Annotated in this window: 19 protein-coding genes; all 19 read left to right on the top strand. The window is 66.4% G+C overall.

Features of this window, described 5'->3' with window-relative positions:
* The first annotated feature begins 76 nt into the window (after positions 1-76).
* A complete protein-coding gene (locus tag BMI01S_RS21210) occupies positions 77-892 on the top strand; it encodes a thiazole synthase (RefSeq protein ID WP_028231686.1) in 816 nt (271 codons plus the stop codon).
* A complete protein-coding gene (thiE, locus tag BMI01S_RS39190) occupies positions 889-2001 on the top strand; it encodes a thiamine phosphate synthase (protein WP_081723481.1) in 1113 nt (370 codons plus the stop codon). The genes BMI01S_RS21210 and thiE overlap by 4 nt, the downstream gene beginning before the upstream one ends.
* Before the next feature lie 168 nt (positions 2002-2169).
* Entirely contained in the window at positions 2170-2991 is an 822-nt protein-coding gene (locus BMI01S_RS21200) for an ABC transporter ATP-binding protein (RefSeq protein ID WP_028213306.1), read from the top strand.
* Positions 2988-3764 carry a lipid asymmetry maintenance ABC transporter permease subunit MlaE gene (gene mlaE, locus BMI01S_RS21195; RefSeq protein ID WP_028231685.1) on the top strand — a complete coding sequence of 259 codons (777 nt, stop codon included), beginning with the start codon at positions 2988-2990 and terminating at the stop codon, positions 3762-3764. Before BMI01S_RS21200 ends, mlaE begins: the two co-directional genes overlap by 4 nt.
* Before the next feature lie 73 nt (positions 3765-3837).
* Positions 3838-4419 (top strand): outer membrane lipid asymmetry maintenance protein MlaD, encoded by a 582-nt coding sequence (mlaD, locus tag BMI01S_RS21190; RefSeq protein ID WP_028231684.1) that lies wholly within the window; start codon positions 3838-3840, stop codon positions 4417-4419.
* A 10-nt stretch (positions 4420-4429) separates the two neighbouring features.
* Complete coding sequence (locus tag BMI01S_RS21185; protein WP_028231683.1) at positions 4430-5473, top strand: MlaA family lipoprotein; 1044 nt, start codon at positions 4430-4432, stop codon at positions 5471-5473.
* Between the two features lie 178 nt (positions 5474-5651).
* Positions 5652-6284 (top strand): MlaC/ttg2D family ABC transporter substrate-binding protein, encoded by a 633-nt coding sequence (locus tag BMI01S_RS43105; protein WP_028213302.1) that lies wholly within the window; start codon positions 5652-5654, stop codon positions 6282-6284.
* The gene (locus BMI01S_RS21175) at positions 6281-6553 is read left to right on the top strand and encodes an STAS domain-containing protein (protein WP_036019851.1); all 273 of its coding nucleotides are present in this window, start codon (positions 6281-6283) and stop codon (positions 6551-6553) included. The genes BMI01S_RS43105 and BMI01S_RS21175 overlap by 4 nt, the downstream gene beginning before the upstream one ends.
* Before the next feature lie 271 nt (positions 6554-6824).
* A complete protein-coding gene (locus BMI01S_RS21170; RefSeq protein WP_028213300.1) occupies positions 6825-7751 on the top strand; it encodes an ABC transporter ATP-binding protein in 927 nt (308 codons plus the stop codon).
* Entirely contained in the window at positions 7748-8515 is a 768-nt protein-coding gene (locus BMI01S_RS21165) for an ABC transporter permease (protein WP_028213299.1), read from the top strand. Before BMI01S_RS21170 ends, BMI01S_RS21165 begins: the two co-directional genes overlap by 4 nt.
* A 26-nt stretch (positions 8516-8541) precedes the next feature.
* The gene (locus tag BMI01S_RS21160) at positions 8542-8781 is read left to right on the top strand and encodes a BolA family protein (protein WP_028213298.1); all 240 of its coding nucleotides are present in this window, start codon (positions 8542-8544) and stop codon (positions 8779-8781) included.
* A 120-nt stretch (positions 8782-8901) separates the two neighbouring features.
* On the top strand, positions 8902-10164 hold the full coding sequence (gene murA, locus BMI01S_RS21155) for a UDP-N-acetylglucosamine 1-carboxyvinyltransferase (RefSeq protein ID WP_036019849.1): 1263 nt from the start codon (positions 8902-8904) through the stop codon (positions 10162-10164).
* Positions 10161-10859 (top strand): ATP phosphoribosyltransferase, encoded by a 699-nt coding sequence (gene hisG / locus BMI01S_RS21150; protein ID WP_028213296.1) that lies wholly within the window; start codon positions 10161-10163, stop codon positions 10857-10859. Before murA ends, hisG begins: the two co-directional genes overlap by 4 nt.
* A gap of 51 nt (positions 10860-10910) precedes the next feature.
* Positions 10911-12230 carry a histidinol dehydrogenase gene (gene hisD / locus BMI01S_RS21145; RefSeq protein WP_028213295.1) on the top strand — a complete coding sequence of 440 codons (1320 nt, stop codon included), beginning with the start codon at positions 10911-10913 and terminating at the stop codon, positions 12228-12230.
* A gap of 298 nt (positions 12231-12528) precedes the next feature.
* Positions 12529-13605, top strand: a complete 1077-nt coding sequence (gene hisC / locus BMI01S_RS21140; protein ID WP_028231682.1) for a histidinol-phosphate transaminase — start codon at positions 12529-12531, stop codon at positions 13603-13605.
* A gap of 54 nt (positions 13606-13659) precedes the next feature.
* Positions 13660-14247, top strand: coding sequence for an imidazoleglycerol-phosphate dehydratase HisB (hisB, locus tag BMI01S_RS21135; protein WP_028206573.1), 588 nt, complete (start codon positions 13660-13662; stop codon positions 14245-14247).
* A 253-nt stretch (positions 14248-14500) separates the two neighbouring features.
* Positions 14501-15142 carry an imidazole glycerol phosphate synthase subunit HisH gene (hisH, locus tag BMI01S_RS21130; RefSeq protein WP_028213292.1) on the top strand — a complete coding sequence of 214 codons (642 nt, stop codon included), beginning with the start codon at positions 14501-14503 and terminating at the stop codon, positions 15140-15142.
* Between the two features lie 174 nt (positions 15143-15316).
* On the top strand, positions 15317-16069 hold the full coding sequence (hisA, locus tag BMI01S_RS21125; protein WP_028213291.1) for a 1-(5-phosphoribosyl)-5-[(5-phosphoribosylamino)methylideneamino]imidazole-4-carboxamide isomerase: 753 nt from the start codon (positions 15317-15319) through the stop codon (positions 16067-16069).
* Positions 16070-16325: 256 nt separating this feature from the next.
* A complete protein-coding gene (gene hisF, locus BMI01S_RS21115) occupies positions 16326-17099 on the top strand; it encodes an imidazole glycerol phosphate synthase subunit HisF (protein ID WP_028213289.1) in 774 nt (257 codons plus the stop codon).
* Positions 17100-17101: the final 2 nt, after the last annotated feature.

The following is a 17101-nucleotide window of genomic DNA, read 5'->3' as shown; positions in this document are numbered from 1 at the left end:
CCGCCTGTCGCGCGCAGCGCCGCCTGTCGCATAGGTCGCCAGCGCGCTTTCACGACCCCGCCAAGGACATCTACCCATGACCACCCCTTCCACCGCCGACGCATTCACGCTCTACGGCGAAACCTTCGCGAGCCGCGTGCTGCTCGGCACGTCGCGTTATCCGTCACTGCAGTCGCTCGCCGACTCGATGGCTGCCGCGCGCCCCGGCATGATCACCGTCGCGCTGCGCCGCCAGATGAACGAGGGCACCGCCGAGGCGGGCTTCTTCGACCTGCTCAAGCGCCAAGGCGTGCCGCTCCTGCCGAACACGGCGGGCTGTCTCACTGTCAACGAGGCGGTCACGACCGCGCACATGGCGCGCGAAGTCTTCGAAACCGACTGGATCAAGCTCGAGCTGATCGGCGACGACTACACGCTGCAGCCCGATCCGGTCGGCCTGATCGAAGCCGCGTCGCGGCTCGTGAAGGACGGCTTCAAGGTGTTGCCGTACTGCACCGAGGACCTCGTGATCGGCCGCCGTCTGCTCGATGCGGGCTGCGAGGCGCTCATGCCGTGGGGCGCGCCGATCGGCACCGGCAAGGGCGTGATCAATCCATACGGCCTGCGCGTGCTGCGCGAACGCCTGCCCGATGTGCCGCTGATCGTCGATGCGGGACTCGGCGTGCCTTCGCATGCCTGTCAGGTGATGGAGTGGGGCTTCGACGGCGTGCTGCTCAACACGGCGGTTTCGCAGGCCACGCACCCCGCGGCGATGGCACGCGCATTCGCGCTCGGCGTCGAGGCGGGTCGCACTGCGTATCTCGCCGGGCCGATGGCCGAGCGCGAGGCCGCAGTGGCGAGCACGCCCGTGGTCGGCATGCCGTTCTGGCACCAGGATGGAGACAAGCGATGACCGATACGCTGCGACTGAAGGACCGAGAGCTGTTCTGGCCGCCCGCGGACGAACTCACGGAAACGGCGGAGCGCATTCGCGCGCGCCTCGGCGACTGGCCGCCCACGCATGCGCCGTGGCGCATTTGCTTAACGCCGCCCGATGCGCCCAATGGCGGCGATCTGATCATCGTGACCGACGCGGCGCCGCATCTCGCCAGCATCGCCCGCTGGATGACCGACGGCGCCGGCGTGATCGAAGCCGCGGGCGAGAGCCCGAAGGCGGCGCGCGCCACGCTGCATCTGGGCGGCGAGCGCTACGCGCTCGAAGGGGAGCTCGCCGAGGACTGGATCCCGGCGCTGGCGGCATTCCTCGACTGCGGATTCGATCCGCATGACGCGCTCGTGCTCGCGATGGCCTGGCGCGACGGCGACGAGCGGCAGCACGACGCCTGGCCCGTCGACATCCAGCGTTTTCCGCGCGTGCTGGGCCTGCCGGCCGCGCCCGCGCAGGCCTTCGCGCCGTGCCCGGCGAAGCTTGGCCTGTACCCGGTGCTGCCCACGGCGGACTGGGTCGAGCGCGTGCTCGACTACGGCGTGAAGACAGTGCAGCTGCGCAGCAAGCAGCCCAGGTCACCGGCGCTCACGAACGAAATCGGGCGCTGCGTCGCGGCGGGCCGCAAGCACGACGCGCAGCTTTTCATCAACGACCACTGGCAGGAGGCGATCGCCGCCGGAGCCTATGGCGTGCACCTGGGCCAGGAAGACCTGCGCGAAGCCGACCTCGGCGCGATCGCGGCGGCAGGCGTGCGCCTCGGTCTTTCCACGCACGGCTACTTCGAGATGCTGACGGCGCTGCATTTCGGCCCGAGCTACCTCGCGTGCGGCGCGGTGTTCGCCACGACGACGAAGACGATGCCCACCGCGCCCCAGGGGCTCGCGCGGCTCGCCCGCTACGTGAAGCTGCTGGACGGCGTCGTGCCGATGGTGGCGATCGGCGGTATCGACGGCAATGTGCTGCCCGAGGTGCTCGCAACGGGCGCGGGCAGTGCCGCGGTGGTGCGCGCCGTGACCGAGGCGGCCGACCCGGCCGCTGCAGTTGCTGCATTGCGCAACGCGTTTACGCAATAATGGTCCGCCCTGGCTTGGGGCTGCGCGCCGCGCGCGACTCCAGGCCTCGGGGTGGCCGCAACCGCGACAGCGGGGATGTGGCCTGGATCAACGGCCCCGGGTGCGTCACGGCAGGTTTTCCACGATGACCCTATAATCCGGCCTTCGTGTAAATGGACTGTCTGCCACGTGCCCTTAACCTCTGAGACCCTGCTGGAGCTGCGCGACGTCGACTTCGGCTACGGCGACCGGCTCGTCCTGTCCGGCCTGAACATGCGCTTTCCGCGCGGTCGGGTGGTGGCGGTCATGGGCGCTTCCGGTGGCGGAAAAACAACAGTTCTGCGCCTGATCGGCGGCCTCGTTCGCGCGCAGCGCGGCCAGGTTCTGTTCGGTGGCCAGGACATCGGCGCCCAATCGCGCGAAGGCCTGTACGCGCTGCGCCGCAAGATGGGCATGCTGTTCCAGTTTGGCGCGCTGTTTACCGACATGTCGGTGTTCGAGAACGTCGCATTCGCCCTGCGCGAGCACACCGATTTGCCCGAAGAGCTGATCCGCGACCTCGTGTTGATGAAGCTCAATGCCGTGGGCCTGCGTGGCGCGCGCGACCTCGCTCCGTCGGAAATCTCGGGCGGCATGGCGCGCCGCGTGGCGCTTGCCCGCGCCATCGCCCTCGACCCCGAGCTGATGATGTACGACGAGCCGTTCGCCGGCCTCGATCCCATTTCGCTCGGCATCACCGCGAACCTCATCCGCACGCTCAACGACGCGCTCGGCGCGACCTCGATCCTCGTCACGCACGACGTGCCCGAGTCGTTCGCGATCGCCGACTACGTCTATTTCATGTCGAACGGCCGCGTGCAGGCGCAAGGCACGCCCGCCGAGCTGCGCGCCTCGACGGACCCGACCGTGCGCCAGTTCATCGACGGCGCGCCGGACGGCCCGTTCCGCTTTCACTACCCGTCGAACCTGCCGCTCGAAGCGGACTTCGGCATTGGCGGAGGACGCTCATGATCGGCGCCATCAGCTCGATCGGGCGCAACGTGCTCGACACCATCGCGCGCGCGGGGCACGCCACGCGCTTCTTCGTGCGCCTCGTCCTCGAATTCTTCCCGCTGCTGCGCCGCCCGCGGCTCGTCACGAAGCAGATCCACTTCGTCGGTAACTATTCGTTGTTGATCATCGCCGTGTCGGGCCTCTTCGTGGGCTTCGTGCTCGGCCTGCAGGGCTACTACACGCTCAACCGCTACGGCTCCGAACAGGCGCTCGGGTTGCTCGTGGCGCTTTCGCTCGTGCGCGAGCTGGGGCCCGTCGTCACGGCGCTGCTGTTCGCGGGCCGCGCGGGCACATCGCTCACGGCCGAGATCGGCCTCATGAAGGCGGGCGAGCAGCTCACCGCCATGGAGATGATGGCGGTGGACCCCGTGCGCATCGTAATCGCGCCGCGCATGTGGGCGGGCGTGGTCGCCATGCCGGTTCTCGCGGCGATCTTCAGCGCGGTCGGCATTCTGGGCGGCTACGTGGTGGGCGTCGTGCTCATCGGCGTGGACGCCGGTGCGTTCTGGTCGCAAATGCAGGGCGGCGTGGACGTCTGGGCAGACGTGGGCAACGGCGTGATCAAGAGCATCGTGTTCGGCTTCGCTGTCACGTTCACCGCGCTTTATCAGGGTTATGAGGCCAAGCCCACGCCGGAGGGCGTGTCGCGCGCGACCACGAAGACGGTCGTGTACGCATCGCTCGCGGTGCTCGGCCTCGACTTCCTGCTCACCGCGCTGATGTTCAGCTAATGGCGCCGGGCAGTGTCCCGGCCGCGCGGCGCTCGCGTGAGCGCCGCCGCAAAGGATTCTCATTGGGATGACGATGAAAAAGAATGCTCTCGACTTCTGGGTCGGCCTGTTCGTGGTGCTGGGTTTTATCGCGCTGCTGTTTCTCGCGCTGAAGGCGGGCAACATGAGTTCGCTGTCGTTCCAGCGCACCTACGCGGTGAAGCTCAAGTTCGACAACATCGGCGGGCTCAAGCCGCGCGCGCCAGTCAAGAGCGCGGGCGTGACGGTGGGCCGGGTGGCGTCGATCGGCTTCGACTCCAACACCTATCAGGCGTTGGTGACGATCAACCTCGACCAGCAGTATCAGTTTCCGAAGGACACCTCGGCGAAGATCCTGACGTCCGGCTTGCTCGGCGAGCAGTACATCGGCCTCGAGCCGGGCGGCGACTCTGAAATGCTCAAGGACGGCGACACGATTTCGATGACGCAGTCGGCCATCGTGCTCGAAAACCTGATCGGCCAGTTCCTGTATAGCAAGGCGGCCGATTCGGGCGCCGCCAAGGCGTCCAACGGCGCGCCCAACAGCGCACCGAACGGCGCGAGCACGGATGCAGCGTCTGCCGCGGCGCCCGCGCCGGCACCTGCGCAGGCGCCGGCTGCTTCGGCGGCCCAATAAGGAGAAAAGAATGACGACCATGCGCATGCGCGCCATTACGCTCGGCGTTGCCGCGCTTGCACTCGGGGGGTGTTCGACGGTGCAGACACCGTCGAAGGAAGACCCATGGGAAGGCTTCAACCGCACGGTGTACACGTTCAACGACAAGGTTGACCAGTACGCGCTCAAGCCGGTGGCGCAGGGCTACGTAAAGGTGACGCCGCAGCCGGTGCGCGACAGCGTGACGAACTTCTTCGCGAACATCGGTGATGTCTACAACGCAGCGAACAACCTCCTGCAGTTGAAGATCGCCGATGGCGTTTCGGACATCATGCGGATCGTGATCAACACGGTGTTCGGTGTCGGCGGTCTTTTCGACGTCGCGACGCTCGCGAAGCTGCCCAAGCACAACCAGGACTTCGGCCTCACGCTCGGCCACTACGGGGTGCCGCCCGGCCCGTTCCTCGTGCTGCCGCTCTTCGGCCCGAGCACGGTGCGCGACGGCGTCGGCCTCGTGCCCAACTACTTCATCAATCCGCTCACGTATGTCGAGCCGGCCGGGCTGTCGTGGGGCCTCTATGGCCTGAACGTGGTGAGCACGCGCGCGAATCTGCTGGGGGCGAGCGACCTGCTCGAAGGTGCGGCGATCGACCGCTATTCGTTCATCCGCAATGCCTATCTGCAGCGCCGCCGCTATCTGCTCTCGGACGGACGCTCGACGGACAACAACCTGCCGGACTACGGCGACGGCGCACCGCCGCCGAAGTACGAAGATGTCGACGAAGGCGCGGCGCCAGGCGCAGCGGCTACGGGCGCGGCGGGTGGCGCGGCTCCCGCACCTGCATCGGCGGCTCCCGCAGCGGCGGTTCCGGCCTCGGGTAGCGCGCGTGCCGCCGCACCGAACGCGGCCAGCATGCCGCCGGCGTCCCCGGGCGGCGCAACGACCGCTCCGGCCACGCTAGAAGGGCCGGCTGGCGCAGCCGCGCCGGAAGGCGCGTCGCAGACGACGGTCCCCGGCGACCAGATGGTCCCGCCGGCCCGCATCGGCATCCCGGGCATGTTGCGTCTGCGTTGAGCGCTGCACCCGGCGAGGCTACGCGCCTCGTCGGGCGATTCGTCCGACGTAAATGTCTGACGTAACAAGCAGAAACGCTTGTCGCAGATTGCTCTCAGTTTTTGACACAGCGAGATAGAACTCGCGTGATATCGTTGGCTTCACCGGGGCGCATGTCCCCAAACCAGCAGGACTCGATATGAAAAAATTCTTTCTGTACCCGATCTTTGCGATGTTTCTTTCGTTTGCCGGCGGCGCGTTCGCGCAGACGGTGGACACCAGCAATCCCGACGCGATGATGAAGACGATCACGCAGCAGGTCATGGACCAGATCAAGGGTGACAAGTCGATCCAGGGTGGCGACCTCAGCAAGATCACGCAGCTCGTGAACGAGAAGATCCTGCCATACACCGACTTCCGCCGCACCACGCAGCTGGCGATGGGCCGCAACTGGCGTACGGCCACGCCGGAACAGCAGCAGCAGGTCATCGAGCAGTTCAAGACGCTGCTCATCCGCACGTACTCGGGCGCGCTGGCCCAGGTGCGCGATCAGCAGATCCAGTACAAACCGTTCCGCGCGAACCCTGACGACACCGACGTCGTGGTCCGTTCGACGGTGCTGAACAACGGCCAGCCGATCGAGCTCGACTATCGCCTGTACAAGACGGCCCAGGGCTGGCGCGTGTATGACATCAACGTGCTCGGCGCATGGCTGATCCAGGCGTACCAGCAGCAGTTCCAGGAAAAGATCCAGCAGGGCGGCGTGGACGGTCTCATCCAGTTCCTCACGCAGCGCAACCAGCAGCTCGCATCGGGCAAGGCGACCTCGTGAGCGAGCGCTTCGCCACCGGCGCCAACCTCACCCACGCGAGCGCGAATGCCGCGCTCGCGGCCGGGATCGAGCAGATCGCGGCGGGCGCAACCGCAGTGGACTGCACGGCGCTCACGCAGTTCGACTCGTCGGCGCTCGCCGTGCTGATCGCGTGGCAGCGCGCCGCGCGCGAACGCGGCGCCGCCCTCGCCGTGCTCAATCTGCCTCCCGCGCTCGCGTCCCTCGCGCGCGCCTATGGCGTCGACACGCTCCTGCACGAGCGACATTGACGCGAGTCGCCTGGCCGGACGCGAAGCGCCCGGGCGGCAAGCCGCCGCGCAACCAGACCGACGCTTCCTCATTCCAGGGCCAGGCCGGGGTTTCCGACTTGGCCTATAATCAACCGTTTTTTGGGCGCTGCCTCGGCGCAATAGCACCGGTGTAAAAGCCGTGCGCGGAGACGGCAAAGCCGGCCTCATAAGCCGTCCCCAATTCCGGTCTTCCCCGCAGCATCGATGCACTCTTGAGCCGCGCCGTTCGCAAACGGGCGGCGTATTTGTCATGCCAGCCATAGAAATCCGCAACGTCAAGAAGCGCTACAAGGCGCTTCAGGCGCTCAAGGGCGTCAGCTTCACGGTCGAAGACGGCGAGTTCTTCGGGCTGCTCGGCCCGAACGGCGCGGGCAAGACGACGCTCATCAGCATTCTGGCCGGGCTCGCCCGCGCGGACGAGGGCTCGATCGCCGTGCGCGGCCACGACGTCGTCTCCGACTACCGCAACGCGCGCCGCAATCTGGGCGTCGTGCCACAGGAACTGGTGTTCGATCCGTTCTTCACCGTGCGCGAGACGCTGCGCATCCAGTCCGGCTACTTCGGTCTGCGCAACAACGACGCGTGGATCGACGAGGTCATGGCCAATCTCGATCTCACCGAGAAGGCCGATGTGAACATGCGCGCACTCTCGGGCGGCATGAAGCGGCGCGTGCTCGTTGCGCAGGCGCTGGTGCACCGTCCGCCCGTGATCGTGCTTGACGAGCCCACCGCCGGCGTGGACGTGGAACTGCGTCAAACGCTCTGGAAATTCATCTCGCGCCTGAATCGCGAAGGGCACACCATCGTGCTCACCACGCACTATCTGGAAGAAGCCGAGCAATTGTGCGATCGCATCGCCATGCTGCGGCGCGGCGAGATGGTCGCGCTGGAGCGCACGAGCACGCTGCTGCAGCGCTTCGCTGGCACGCAGCTCTATTTGCGCTTCTCGGAAGGCGTGCTGCCCGCCGAGTTGCGCGCGCTCGAAGTCGATCCGTCGAATGTCAACGCGCGCCAGCACCTCTTGCGCCTCGCGAGCTACGACGACGTGGAGCGCATTCTCGCGACGTGCCGCGCAAATGGCTGCAAGCTCGAAGAAGTGGAAGTGCGCAAGGCCGATCTGGAGGATGTCTTCGTGCAGGTGATGAACGGTCCTGAAATGGTCGAGGGTCTCGCATGAGCGCCTGGCGTGGTGGATTCGGCACGCTGTTCTACAAGGAAGTGCTGCGCTTCTGGAAGGTCGCCTTCCAGACCGTTCTCGCGCCCGTCATCACCGCGCTGCTCTATCTCACGATCTTCGGGCACGCGCTGCGCGGCCACGTCGAGGTTTATCCCGGCGTGGAGTACACGAGCTTCCTGGTTCCCGGCCTCGTGATGATGAGCGTGTTGCAGAACGCCTTCGCGAACAGTTCGTCGTCCTTGATCCAGTCGAAGATCACGGGCAATCTCGTATTCGTTCTGCTGCCGCCGCTCGCAGCCTGGGAAATGTTCGGCGCCTACGTGCTCGCCTCGATCGTGCGCGGCCTCGCTGTCGGCGCGGGCGTGTTCGTCGTGACGATCTGGTTCATTCCGATGAGCTTCGCCGCGCCGTTGTACATCATCGGTTTCGCGGTGCTCGGCTCGGCAATCCTCGGTACGCTCGGCCTGATCGCCGGGATCTGGGCGGAGAAGTTCGACCAGCTCGCGGCGTTTCAAAACTTTCTCATCATGCCGCTCACGTTTCTTTCGGGCGTGTTTTATTCGACGCATACGCTGCCGCCCGTGTGGCGCGAGGTGTCGCGACTCAACCCGTTCTTCTACATGATCGATGGTTTTCGCTTTGGGTTCTTCGGCCTGTCCGACATCAACCCGCTCGTGAGCCTTTCGATCGTTTTCGTGTTTTTCGTGGCGCTGGCCGCGTTCGCGATGCGTCTGCTCGCGAGCGGGTACAAGCTGCGCCACTAGCGCACTATCAGGCAGGAGCCATACTCATGTTGCCGACACCGGAACAGGTCAAGCAGTACATCTCGGCAGGGCTCGCGTGCGAGCACCTCGAAGTCGAAGGCGATGGCCAGCACTTCTTCGCGACGATCGTTTCCTCAGCATTCGACGGCAAGCGCTTGATCCAGCGCCATCAGCTCGTCTACGCGGCGCTCGGCGAGCGCATGCGCGAGGAAATCCACGCGCTCAGCATGAAGACGCTCACGCCCGCCGAATGGCAGAACGCATAATCTGGAATCTCAGTGCGAATCACCCAGGATAAAAGCGCCGCAGCAAGCGGCGCTGCTCAACACCAAGCGACCCACGAAGCGAACCCGCAAGCCGGGCGCACCGATCAGGAAATCTCAGGCATGGATAAACTCGTCATCGTCGGCGGGCAGAGGCTCGCAGGGGAAGTGGCTGTTTCGGGTGCGAAGAACGCTGCGTTGCCCATTCTCTGCGCAGGCCTTCTGAGCGCCGAACCCGTTCATCTCGACAACGTGCCCGACCTCCAGGACGTGCGCACCACGCTCAAGCTGCTCAACCAGATGGGCGTGCGCACGGAGCAGGACGGCGCGCGCGTGCAGCTCGACGCCTCGAACGTCGACAACCTCGTGGCGCCGTATGAACTCGTGAAGACCATGCGCGCCTCGATCCTCGTGCTCGGCCCGCTCGTCGCGCGCTTCGGCGAGGCGAAGGTGTCGCTGCCCGGCGGCTGCGCGATCGGCGCGCGGCCCGTGGATCAGCACATCAAGGGCCTGCAGGCGATGGGCGCCGAGATCAACATCGAGCACGGCTTCATCGAGGCGCGCGCGAAGCGCCTGAAGGGCGCGCGCATCGTCACCGACATGATCACCGTCACCGGCACGGAAAACCTGCTGATGGCCGCCGTGCTCGCCGAGGGCGAGACCGTGATCGAGAACGCCGCGCGCGAGCCCGAAGTGGGCGACCTCGCGCATCTGCTCGTCGCGATGGGCGCGAAGATCGAGGGCATCGGCACCGACCGCCTCGTCATCCAGGGCGTGGACAAGCTGCACGGCGCGCGCCACACCGTCATTCCCGACCGCATCGAAGCGGGCACGTTCCTGTGCGCGGTCGCGGCCGCGGGCGGCGACGTCACGTTGCGCCACGTACGTCCGCACATCCTCGACGCCGTCACGGACAAGCTGCGCGAAGCCGGCGTGACGATCGAGGAAGGCGAAGACTGGATGCGCGTGCGCATGGACGAGCGCGCGCGCGCCGTGAACGTGCGCACCTCCGAATATCCGGCGTTCCCGACCGACATGCAGGCGCAGTTCATGGCGCTCAACGCGATCGCGGACGGCACCTCGCAGGTCGTCGAGACGATCTTCGAGAACCGCTTCATGCACGTGCAGGAACTGAACCGCCTCGGCGCGCACATCACGATCGACGGCAAGACGGCACTCGTGACGGGCGTGGAAAAGCTCTCGGGCGCGAAGGTCATGGCAACCGATCTGCGTGCTTCGGCAAGCCTCGTGATCGCGGGCCTGTGCGCCGATGGCGAAACGCTGATCGACCGCATCTATCACCTCGACCGCGGCTACGACCGCATGGAAGCGAAGCTCACGAAGATCGGCGCGAACGTGAAGCGCATCAAAGGGAGTGCGGTATGAGCACGGTCGAGTCCAAGCCGACGCCGGCGGCCGCGGCCAGCGCGCCGCTCACGCTCGCGCTCTCGAAGGGCCGCATTTTCGAAGAGACGATGCCGCTTCTCGCCGCCGCGGGCGTGCAAGTGACCGAAGACCCGGAAACCTCGCGCAAGCTGATCCTGCCGACCACCGACCCGAATCTGCGCGTGATCATCGTGCGCGCGACCGACGTGCCCACCTATGTGGAGTACGGTGCGGCCGACTTCGGCGTGGCGGGCAAGGACGTGCTGCTCGAGCACGGCGGCGGCGGCCTCTATCAGCCGATCGATCTCGACATCGCGCGCTGCCGTCTTTCGGTGGCCGTGAAGGCGGGCTTCGACTACGCGAGCGCGGTGCGCCAGGGCGCGCGCCTGCGCGTGGCGACCAAGTACACGCAAGCCGCGCGCGAGCACTTCGCGGCCAAGGGCGTGCACGTCGACCTCATCAAGCTGTACGGCTCGATGGAACTCGCGCCGCTGGTCGGCCTCGCCGATGCCATCGTCGACCTCGTCAGCACGGGCGGCACGCTGCGCGCGAACAACCTGGTCGAGGTCGAGGAGATCATGGAGATCTCGTCGCGCCTCGTCGTGAATCAGGCGGCGCTCAAGCTCAAGCGCGCGGCGCTGCGGCCCATCATCGACGCGTTCGAACGCGCGTCGCGCCGCGAGCAGGCTGCTTAAGCAGGCGGGCGTCGAGCACCGCCTGCACAACCGATACGGATGGATACCAGCATGGCTATCACGATGCGCAAACTCGATTCCAGCGCCTCAGGCTTCAAAAAGGCGCTGCACGCGGTGCTCGCCTTCGAGGCGAGCGAGGACGAGGCGATCGAGCGCTCCGTCGCCCAGATTCTCGCCGACGTGAAGGCGCGCGGCGACGCCGCCGTGCTCGACTTCACGAACCGTTTCGACCGCCTTGACGCCACCAGCGTCGCGGCGCTCGAGCTGCCGTTCGCCGAACTCGAAGCGGCGCTGGAGAGCCTCGAACCCAAGCAGCGCGCGGCGCTCGAAGCGGCGGCGGCGCGCGTGCGCGGCTACCACGAGAAGCAGCGCATCGAGTGCGGCTCGCATAGCTGGCAATACACCGAAGCCGACGGCACGGTGCTCGGCCAGAAGGTCACGCCGCTCGACCGCGTGGGCCTTTACGTGCCCGGCGGCAAGGCCGCGTATCCGTCGTCCGTGCTGATGAACGCCATTCCCGCGCGGGTGGCGGGCGTGCGCGAAATCGTCATGGTCGTGCCCACGCCGGACGGCGTGAAGAATCCGCTCGTGCTGGCGGCAGCGCTGCTGGGCGGCGTCGATCGCGTGTTCACGATCGGCGGCGCGCAGGCCGTGGCCGCACTCGCCTACGGCACGGACACGATTCCGGCCGTCGACAAGATCTGCGGGCCGGGCAACGCCTACGTGGCCTCGGCCAAGCGCCGCGTGTTCGGCACGGTCGGCATCGATATGATCGCGGGCCCCTCGGAAATCCTCGTGCTGTGCGACGGCACGACCGACCCGCGCTGGGTCGCCATGGACCTGTTCTCGCAGGCCGAGCACGACGAGCTCGCCCAGTCGATCCTGCTGTGCCCGGACGAAGGCTTCATCAGGCGCGTCGAGGAAGCCATCCAGGAACTGCTGCCCAGCATGCCGCGCGCCGAAGTCATCGCCACGTCGCTCACCAACCGCGGTGCGCTCGTGAAGGTGCGCGACATGGCCGAGGCTTGCGCCATCGCCAACGAGATCGCTCCCGAGCACCTCGAAATCTCTGCGCTGGAGCCGCAGAAGTGGGGCGCCGAGATCCGCCACGCGGGCGCGATCTTCCTCGGCCGCTACACGAGCGAGAGCCTGGGCGACTACTGCGCGGGACCCAATCACGTGCTGCCTACGTCTCGTACCGCACGCTTTTCGTCGCCGCTCGGCGTCTATGATTTCATCAAGCGTTCGAGCCTCATCGAGGTCAGTGCCGAAGGCGCACAGACGCTCGGCGAGATCGCAGCCGAGCTTGCCTACGGCGAAGGCCTGCAGGCCCACGCGCGCAGCGCCGAATTCCGGATGAGGCAGGGCTAAAGCCAGATCCCGCGCCTCCTGGCGCGGTGGGCCTGCCTTGCCGGCAGGCAGCATCGCCCGTGCGAAGCGTAGTCGAGTGACGCCGCCGTGCAGCATGGAGACGCTGCGCCGCGGCAAGCCCCGCGAAAAGGCGGGGCGTAACCGCAGGAACGGCAGGAACTACGGGAACTGCAGGCATGAGCCGCACTGTGCCCGGCAGATTGCCCCACACGCAGCAGAGACCACGACGATAACCAGGGCAGCCGGCCTTCCGAGCTGCCCGTGCTGGCGGAGCCGCTTGCGCGAGCCGCCTTTGAACATGACGACACCACAAGACATCATCCGTCGCGATGTGCTCGCGATGACGAGTTACCCCGTGCCCGACGCTGCCGGATTCGTGAAGCTCGACGCCATGGAAAACCCGTTTCCCCTGCCCGCCGATCTTGCGGCGCAACTAGGCGAACGCCTCGCGGCCGTCGCGCTCAATCGCTATCCCGCGCCGCGCCCCGAGGCGCTGATCGCGAAGCTCAAGCGCGCGATGCGCGTGCCGGCCGACTGCGACGTGCTGCTCGGCAATGGCTCGGACGAGATCATCAGCATGATCACCGTCGCGTGCGCGAAGCCGGGAGCAAAGGTGCTCGCGCCGGTGCCGGGCTTCGTCATGTATGCGATGTCGGCGAAGTTCGCGCAGGTCGAATTCGTCGGCGTGCCGCTCAGGGCCGATTTCACGCTCGACCTCGAGGCGATGCTCACGGCGATCGCGGAGCACACGCCCGCCGTGATCTGGCTTGCGTATCCCAACAACCCCACGGGCACGTTGTTCGCCGAGGCGGACATCGAGCGCGTGATCGCGGCCGCGGCGGCGGCGAAGGGCCTCGTGGTGATCGACGAGGCCTACCAGCCGTTCGCGATGCGAAGCTGGATGCCGCGCGCGGGCGAGTTCGACAACGTGGTCGTGATGCGCACGATGTCGAAGCTCGGACTCGCGGGCATCCGCCTCGGCTATCTCGCCGGGCGGCCGTCGTGGCTCAACGAATTCGACAAGGTGCGGCCGCCCTACAACGTGAACGTCCTCACGCAGGCGGCGGCAGACCTGCTGCTCGACCACCTCGACGTGCTCGACGCGCAGGCAGCGCAACTGCGTGCCGAACGTGCGGCGCTGGCGGCCGAAGTGGCGAAGCTGCCCGGTGCTCAGGTGTTCGAAAGCGCGGGCAACTTCCTGCTCGTGCGCGTGCCCGACGCGGCCGCGGTTTTCGACACGCTGCTGTCCGCCCGGATCCTGATCAAAAACGTGGGTAAAATGCACCCATTGCTGGCGAACTGCGTGCGCCTGACCGTTGGGACCCCCGACGAAAACGCCAAACTGCTCGCTGCCCTGAAGCTCGTGCTCCGTTAAGCCGATGCTTCGTTCTCCCATTCTCCTGTTACGGGCTGTTTGAAGGAAATTCCCATGCGCGTCGCGCAAGTCGTTCGCAACACCAGCGAAACGCAAATCCGCGTGAAACTCAATCTGGACGGCACCGGCGAGCAAAAGCTCGCGACCGGCGTGCCGTTTCTCGACCACATGCTCGACCAGATCGCACGACACGGTCTGATCGATCTGGACATCGAGGCGCATGGCGACACGCATATCGACGACCACCATACGGTGGAAGACGTCGGCATCACGCTCGGGCAGGCCGTGGCGCAGGCCATCGGCGACAAGAAGGGCATTCGCCGCTACGGCCACGCCTATGTGCCGCTCGACGAGGCGCTCTCGCGCGTGGTGATCGACTTCTCGGGACGTCCGGGCCTCGAATTCCACGTGCCGTTCACGCGCGCGCGCATCGGCACGTTCGACGTCGACCTGTCGATCGAATTCTTCCGCGGCTTCGTGAACCATGCCGGCGTGACGCTGCACATCGACAACCTGCGCGGTCTCAACGCGCACCATCAGATGGAAACCGTGTTCAAGGCGTTTGGCCGCGCGCTGCGCCAGGCCGCCGAACTGGACGAACGTCAGGCGGGCAAGATTCCGTCGACGAAGGGCAGCCTCTAAGCGTCCAAGCGGGCCTTTCAGCGACCAGCAGGCGAGCCGCGTCGGGCGGACCGGGTACATGAGCGCTTTGCCGCACGCGCGCCGCATCGGGTTGTCGCGCACACGTGGCAAGCGCAATGTTGGCCGTCCGGCTAATGGTTTGCGCGCGCCGACTGGCGTACATTGACGGCTTTGAAGGCAGATCAGGGCACATCGCGGCGCGCGCGCGCCCGCACAGCCGAGGGCAGGGCCTCACGAGCAGGCCGGAATCGAGATGAAAACTTCAATTGCGATTGTGGATTATGGGATGGGCAACCTGCGTTCGGTGGCCCAGGCGCTGAGGCAGGCCGCGCCGGAAGCCGACGTGGCCATCGTCGAGCGTCCCGAGGCGATCCGTGCGGCCGACCGCGTGGTGCTGCCGGGACAGGGCGCGATGCCCGACTGCATGCGCAGCCTCGCCGAGTCGGGCCTGCAGGATGCCGTGCTCGAAGCGTCGCGCACCAAGCCGCTCATGGGCGTGTGCGTGGGCGAGCAGATGTTGTTCGACTGGAGCGCGGAAGGCGATACGAAGGGCCTCGGTCTTCTGCCAGGCAAGGTCGTGCGCTTCGATCTGGAGGGCAAGCTGCAGGACGACGGTTCGCGCTTCAAGGTTCCGCAGATGGGCTGGAACCGCGTGCGCCAGGCGCGCGCCCACGCGCTGTGGGAAGGCGTGCCCGACGAAAGCTTCTTTTACTTCGTGCACAGCTACTACGTGGTGCCGGCTGACCCGGCGCACACCGTGGGCGAAACGCCGTACGGCGCGGCCTTTACCTCGGCGGTGGCGCGGGATAACATCTTCGCCACCCAATTCCACCCGGAAAAGAGCGCCGCTGCGGGCTTGCGCGTCTATCGCAACTTCGTCCACTGGAACCCCTGATTCCCTGCGGCGCTGGCTTTCGCGGCCGTCTTCGCGCGCGAGCGCCGCGGCCTTCGATGTACATCAGCAAGGCCGCCGAAAGAGTTGTACTAAACTAGCGAATCGGCGTCGGATCGGGCCTCTTTTCCGCCGGCGCCGCAGATTTCAACCTCATTCCCAGACACACCCGAAGCTATGCTGCTGATTCCGGCCATCGATCTCAAAGACGGTCACTGCGTTCGCCTCAAGCAAGGCGATATGGACCAGGCGACGATTTTCTCCGAGGAACCGGCGGCCATGGCCCGACACTGGGTCGAGCGGGGTGCGCGCCGTCTGCACCTCGTCGACCTGAACGGTGCGTTCGCAGGCAAGCCGAAGAACGAAGACGCGATCCGCGAAATCATCGCGGAGGTGGGCGACGAGATCCCCGTGCAGCTCGGCGGCGGCATCCGCGACCTCGACACCATCGAGCGCTATCTCGACGATGGCCTTTCCTACGTGATCATCGGCACTGCCGCCGTCAAGAATCCGGGCTTCCTCCAGGAAGCATGCACGGCATTCGGGGGGCATATCATCGTCGGCCTCGATGCGAAGGACGGCAAGGTCGCCACCGATGGCTGGAGCAAGCTCACGGGCCACGAAGTCGTGGATCTCGCGCGCAAGTTCGAGGATTACGGCGTCGAGTCGATCATCTACACCGACATTGGCCGCGACGGCATGCTCCAGGGCATCAACATCGAAGCCACGGTGCGCCTCGCGCGCGCGGTGAAGATTCCGATCATCGCGAGCGGCGGCCTCTCGAATCTCGCCGACATCGACGCACTTTGCGAGGTCGAGGACGAAGGCGTGGAAGGGGTGATCTGCGGGCGCGCGATTTATTCGGGCGACCTCGATTTCGCCGCCGCGCAAACGCGCGCAGACAGCCTGCGCGAATCGGACGACGCGTAAAGCGCCGAACGTCGGCCTCCGTTACGTGGAGGCCTTTTGTTTTTGGCGCTGCGCCATCATCTTCGGATGGCGCTCGCGCAGGATATTTTCGCGACACGGCGCAAAAGCGCGCGACAATGGGCAGTTCGACACGCCAAAGGCCGGCAGATGCCGGGCTCTCGCGTGGTGAAAGCGCGCTACGCCCGAACCGGGTGCGGCAGCCTGCTCAGGCAGGGCGCTCACCGGACGCAAACCGACTGGCAACTTCGGCAAGATCATGGCTCTACCCAAACGCATTATTCCCTGCCTCGACGTGACCGCCGGGCGCGTCGTGAAAGGCGTCAATTTCGTCGAGCTGCGCGACGCGGGCGACCCCGTCGAAATCGCGCGCCGCTACGACGACCAGGGCGCCGACGAACTCACCTTCCTCGACATCACCGCGACCTCCGACCAGCGCGACCTGATCCTGCCGATCATCGAGGCAGTGGCTTCCCAGGTCTTCATTCCGCTCACCGTCGGCGGCGGCGTGCGCGCCGTGGCGGATGTGCGGCGCCTGCTCAACGCCGGTGCCGACAAGGTCAGCATGAACTCGTCGGCCGTCGCGAATCCCCAGCTCGTGCGCGATTCCGCCGACAAATACGGCTCGCAGTGCATCGTCGTCGCCATCGACGCGAAGCGTACCTCGGCGCCGGGCGAAACTTCGCGCTGGGAAGTGTTCACACACGGCGGCCGCAAGGCCACCGGCATCGACGCCGTGGAATGGGCGCGCAAAATGGCCGAACTGGGCGCGGGCGAAATCCTGCTCACGAGCATGGACCGCGACGGCACGAAGAGCGGCTTCGACCTCGACCTCACGCGCGCGGTTTCCGACGCGGTGCCCATTCCCGTGATCGCATCGGGCGGCGTGGGCGGCTTGCAGGATCTGGCGGACGGGATCGTAAAAGGCCATGCCGACGCCGTGCTGGCGGCGAGCATCTTCCACTACGGCGAGCACACGGTTGGCGAGGCCAAACGCTTCATGGCCGACCAGGGCATTTCGGTGAGGATTTGACG

Origin of the sequence: Paraburkholderia mimosarum LMG 23256 = NBRC 106338 (assembly GCF_000739815.1) — a bacterium.
Taxonomy (GTDB): Bacteria; Pseudomonadota; Gammaproteobacteria; order Burkholderiales; family Burkholderiaceae; genus Paraburkholderia; species Paraburkholderia mimosarum.
This window is presented reverse-complemented; position numbering and strand designations above follow the sequence as displayed.

What these genes read in the sequence shown, in the direction of transcription:
- BMI01S_RS21165 (WP_028213299.1), top strand. Translation starts at nt 7,748, where the DNA reads ATGAGCGCCTGGCGTGGTGGATTCGGCACGCTGTTCTACAAGGAAGTG.
- BMI01S_RS21170 (WP_028213300.1), top strand. Translation starts at nt 6,825, where the DNA reads ATGCCAGCCATAGAAATCCGCAACGTCAAGAAGCGCTACAAGGCGCTT.
- hisH (WP_028213292.1), top strand. Translation starts at nt 14,501, where the DNA reads ATGAAAACTTCAATTGCGATTGTGGATTATGGGATGGGCAACCTGCGT.
- hisD (WP_028213295.1), top strand. Translation starts at nt 10,911, where the DNA reads ATGGCTATCACGATGCGCAAACTCGATTCCAGCGCCTCAGGCTTCAAA.
- mlaD (WP_028231684.1), top strand. Translation starts at nt 3,838, where the DNA reads ATGAAAAAGAATGCTCTCGACTTCTGGGTCGGCCTGTTCGTGGTGCTG.
- hisA (WP_028213291.1), top strand. Translation starts at nt 15,317, where the DNA reads ATGCTGCTGATTCCGGCCATCGATCTCAAAGACGGTCACTGCGTTCGC.
- hisG (WP_028213296.1), top strand. Translation starts at nt 10,161, where the DNA reads ATGAGCACGGTCGAGTCCAAGCCGACGCCGGCGGCCGCGGCCAGCGCG.
- BMI01S_RS43105 (WP_028213302.1), top strand. Translation starts at nt 5,652, where the DNA reads ATGAAAAAATTCTTTCTGTACCCGATCTTTGCGATGTTTCTTTCGTTT.
- BMI01S_RS21210 (WP_028231686.1), top strand. Translation starts at nt 77, where the DNA reads ATGACCACCCCTTCCACCGCCGACGCATTCACGCTCTACGGCGAAACC.
- thiE (WP_081723481.1), top strand. Translation starts at nt 889, where the DNA reads ATGACCGATACGCTGCGACTGAAGGACCGAGAGCTGTTCTGGCCGCCC.
- mlaE (WP_028231685.1), top strand. Translation starts at nt 2,988, where the DNA reads ATGATCGGCGCCATCAGCTCGATCGGGCGCAACGTGCTCGACACCATC.
- hisC (WP_028231682.1), top strand. Translation starts at nt 12,529, where the DNA reads ATGACGACACCACAAGACATCATCCGTCGCGATGTGCTCGCGATGACG.
- BMI01S_RS21185 (WP_028231683.1), top strand. Translation starts at nt 4,430, where the DNA reads ATGACGACCATGCGCATGCGCGCCATTACGCTCGGCGTTGCCGCGCTT.
- murA (WP_036019849.1), top strand. Translation starts at nt 8,902, where the DNA reads ATGGATAAACTCGTCATCGTCGGCGGGCAGAGGCTCGCAGGGGAAGTG.
- BMI01S_RS21160 (WP_028213298.1), top strand. Translation starts at nt 8,542, where the DNA reads ATGTTGCCGACACCGGAACAGGTCAAGCAGTACATCTCGGCAGGGCTC.
- hisB (WP_028206573.1), top strand. Translation starts at nt 13,660, where the DNA reads ATGCGCGTCGCGCAAGTCGTTCGCAACACCAGCGAAACGCAAATCCGC.
- hisF (WP_028213289.1), top strand. Translation starts at nt 16,326, where the DNA reads ATGGCTCTACCCAAACGCATTATTCCCTGCCTCGACGTGACCGCCGGG.